The organism is Mycolicibacillus trivialis (assembly GCF_002102395.1).
Taxonomy (GTDB): domain Bacteria; phylum Actinomycetota; class Actinomycetes; order Mycobacteriales; family Mycobacteriaceae; genus Mycobacterium; species Mycobacterium triviale.
Genome location: NZ_LQPZ01000051.1, coordinates 1 through 3,409 on the forward strand (window position 1 = coordinate 1; position 3,409 = coordinate 3,409).

Consider the following 3,409-nt stretch of genomic DNA (forward strand, 5'->3'; position numbering starts at 1 on the left):
GTCGTCGATTCTTCCTGCCCGAACACTCGGGCAACAGAGTCCCACAACGACTGGACCACTACAGGGGGCTCACCTCACCAGGACCTGTTTGACGCCCTCGACATCGACCCCGATCACCACGTGGGCGGCCTTGTTGGCCACCACACCGCCATCGCGGATCTTGATGCGGATAGCGTCGATGTACAGGATCGGATAGACCGGGTCGACCGGCCGGGACTGCCAGGTGGTGATCTCATCGACCACGACGTCGGTGACCCGCGAGATCGTGGCCGCCGATACGCTGGCGCCGTACACCTCGGCCAAGTGCTCGGTGATGTCGCGGGTGGACATGCCGCGGGCATACAGCGACAAGATCATGTCCTCGACCCCACCGAGGCGTCGTTGGCGTTTGGGCACGATGACCGGATCGAAGGTGCCGTTGCGGTCCCGGGGGACCTCCAATCCGACCGAGCCGGCGGTGGTCAGCACGGTTTTGCGGCCATGACCGTTGCGGGAGTTTCCCGACCCGGCTCCGGCGGGATCGCCGGCCTCGTACCCCAGGTGATCTGCGATTTCGACATCGAGGGCCCGTTCCAGCACGGATTTGGTGATCGCGGCCAGCAGCCCGTCAGGGCCATCAATCGGGGTGCCAGTGGCCTCAGCGTCGGCCAGCAGCGCATCCACCGCTGCCGGGGACAACAACTCAGACAGTTTCTCGGCAGCGGCGTTCGAATTCTCTCCAGCGGAGTTCGAATCAGACTTCGACAACGGTGTCTCTCCTGTCCGGTAGTAGCAGCCTGCCACCACCATTCAGACCCCACCCCTTACACAGTCAATGAGACACGCCCTCGCTGCGCAAGGTTGGGTATTCGAAGGAACGCCGAGTCGACCCTCAAATTGTGGTCGGCCTGCTGGTGGACCGGACCGGATTCCCCTTGGAAATAGGCTGTTTCGAAGGCAACACCGCCGAAACCACCACCATCGTGCCGATCATCACCAGCTTCCTGGACCGCCACAACCTTGAGGGCACGCCGATGGTGGTGGCCGCCGACGCGGGCATGCTGTCTCAGACCAACCTCGCAGCGCTCGATGAGCACCAGCTGTCATTCATCGTCGGCTCGCGGGTCACCAAGGCACCCGGCGATCTGGAATCACACTTCCATTGGAACGGTGATCTTTTCACCGACGGTCAGATCATCGACACAGTGACACCGCGGCACGGCAACGCCAAAGTCAACGACACCAAGTTGCGTGCCGAACCGGTCTGGAACCCCGACAGCGACACTGGTGCGTGGCGGGCGATCTGGTCGTATTCAGCCAAACGCGCGCGCCGCGACGAGAAAACCCTCGCCGCCCAAGAAGCCCGAGCCCGGGCGATCGTCTCCGGCGAGAAGAAGGCCAAGACAGCACGATTCGTCAAAACCCGCGGCGACAACCGCGCGCTCGACGAGACCAGCCTGGCCCGCGCCCAATCCCTGGTCGGACTCAAGGGCTACGTGACCAACGTGCCGATAACGCTGATGCCGGCCGCCGAGGTCATCGCGAAGTACCACGACCTCTGGCACGTCGAGAAGTCATTTCGGATGTCCAAGACCGATCTCGACGCGCGACCCATGTTCAACCGCATGCGCGATGCCATCGAGGCCCACCTGACCATCGTGTTCGCCGCACTGGCCGTCTCCCACGCCATCCAATCCCGGACCGGACTGTCCATCGCCAAAATCGTCAAGCACCTGCGGCCGCTGCGCTCCGCGACCATCCACATCAACGGCGCCACACAGACCTTCCCCCCAGCGATTCCCGACACCGAGCGCAAGATCCTCACTGACCTCGGCTTCAATCCTGGGTACTAAGCGAAATGTCCAAACTCAGGCGTTACCAGCCACTGTGGCAACAAGATACGGGGTCGAGTACCGAGGGCCTAAGGAGAAACTCACAAGACCCCGGTCACTCCTGGGTCGGCAACAAGCGCATCGCGTATCAGGAAGAGCCCATTAACTCATGAGGAGTTGATATTGAGCTGCTGTTTGCTGTTTGACATCAACTTCGTCATTTGAATATGCAGTAAATGCATATTTATCGATCTGTCCAACGCATTTGTATCTCCAGTTTATCCTCTTCAAGCTTGGCGGATCTGAGTCTCGGGAGGCATCCGTTGTTCGTTCGAAGCAGTTTGCCGATGGGAGCCCCTCCGGCGGGCTGATATCTACAACGGATCTACGTTTCTTTATTAAATCAGAGAGCCCGTCAAACATCGTTACAGCATTGGCTTCATTTTCGGCCTGATATACGGTGGTTAGGATCTGCGAAACCCATTCTATATGCGCTCCCGAGAACAGTGCCTTGAACGCGATCGGATCATATTCAAAATGGAGATATCCCCATGGCTTAAATATACCCACGGAAGCCCCGGCGAGATCACTCTCAGAAAGGGCGCGCAATGAGCGTTCGATCAGTTCGAAAGGCAAATGCGCCGCCAACTCTGTCCATTTTCCTGGGTCTGTCGGGTTGAAGTCATCAATCAACCCTTCCTGCCTCAGCAGAACCGTCATAATTGCCATTTGAACGTTTTGGTACTCGTTCGGGCTTGACAGCTCATTCTCTATCAAAATTTCTTTGACTACCGCGAACTGATGTAGAACAAACCGTCCGTACGGCGTGAACGCCGAAACAAAGCTCTTGTCGCCATTAGATCTGACTAGTACGATTGTTTCGGGATGCCCTGGGATCGACAGCGACGTAATCGGCGCATCGTTCTCGTCGAGGTTGAAAAACACGTTACCATCGGCTCCAACGAGTTCTTTGGCGTCGGCTTCGACAACAGCGGCCGTGTCCGTTACAGCCGCCGATGCATCGGCGTCGGTGGCAAATTCCAACACCGTGTTCCTTAATTGAAAAATCCTACTTCTCGGAGTAGGATTTGGCGCAATTCTGGAACTCCTAAACCCAACGATAAAGTTATGCTTGTCGAGAATATTTTCTAGCCCTGGATACGCGAAGCCGCTGGCTGATTTAACGGCCGCGACGGCATTCCTCGAATCACTCAAACCCGTTGGAATTTCTCTGAGGTAAATATCGCTTAAGGCTCCGTCAATATCCCACGGCCCGACAACATACTTAGGTAGTCGAAACGATTCGAGTTCGGGACCGGCCTTGGTTTTAGAGAAGCCTGGGGGCATTGGTGTAGTTATATAGTTTCCGGTGTTCATCATGTCGATGTTCGGCGCGTCGGCAGCAGCGGTGTTGGCTGAAGAGTCGTCGATTCTCTGCTGAGCCTGAATCCACCGATGGAATGGTGATGACCGATTCTCGGCGTTTCGCTGAAGTGTCAATCGGCTGGGCCGGATCCGGGCTGAATCCCCCCGGCGTGTCCGGAGACTCCGTTCCTTGGGAAGGATGGAGTCATGTCAGGGAGTTCATCGAGGAGGTA

Annotated in this window: 1 protein-coding gene and 2 pseudogenes; 1 reads left to right on the forward strand and 2 read right to left on the reverse strand. The window is 57.6% G+C overall.

Going from position 1 to position 3,409, the window contains the following annotated elements:
• Window positions 1-78: 78 nt before the first annotated feature.
• Window positions 79-690 (reverse strand): annotated as a pseudogene (locus AWC30_RS16920) (IS256 family transposase); the annotation flags it as partial.
• Between the two features lie 137 nt (window positions 691-827).
• Between AWC30_RS16920 and AWC30_RS16925 the strand changes: the two are divergent.
• Window positions 828-1,832: pseudogene (locus tag AWC30_RS16925) on the forward strand (IS1634 family transposase); the annotation flags it as partial.
• 141 nt (window positions 1,833-1,973) lie between these two features.
• On the opposite strand, the gene AWC30_RS17640 reads toward AWC30_RS16925, so the two are convergent.
• Window positions 1,974-3,188, reverse strand: a complete 1,215-nt coding sequence (locus AWC30_RS17640) for a DUF7373 family lipoprotein (RefSeq protein WP_133053715.1) — start codon at window positions 3,186-3,188, stop codon at window positions 1,974-1,976.
• Between the last annotated feature and the right edge of the window lie 221 nt (window positions 3,189-3,409).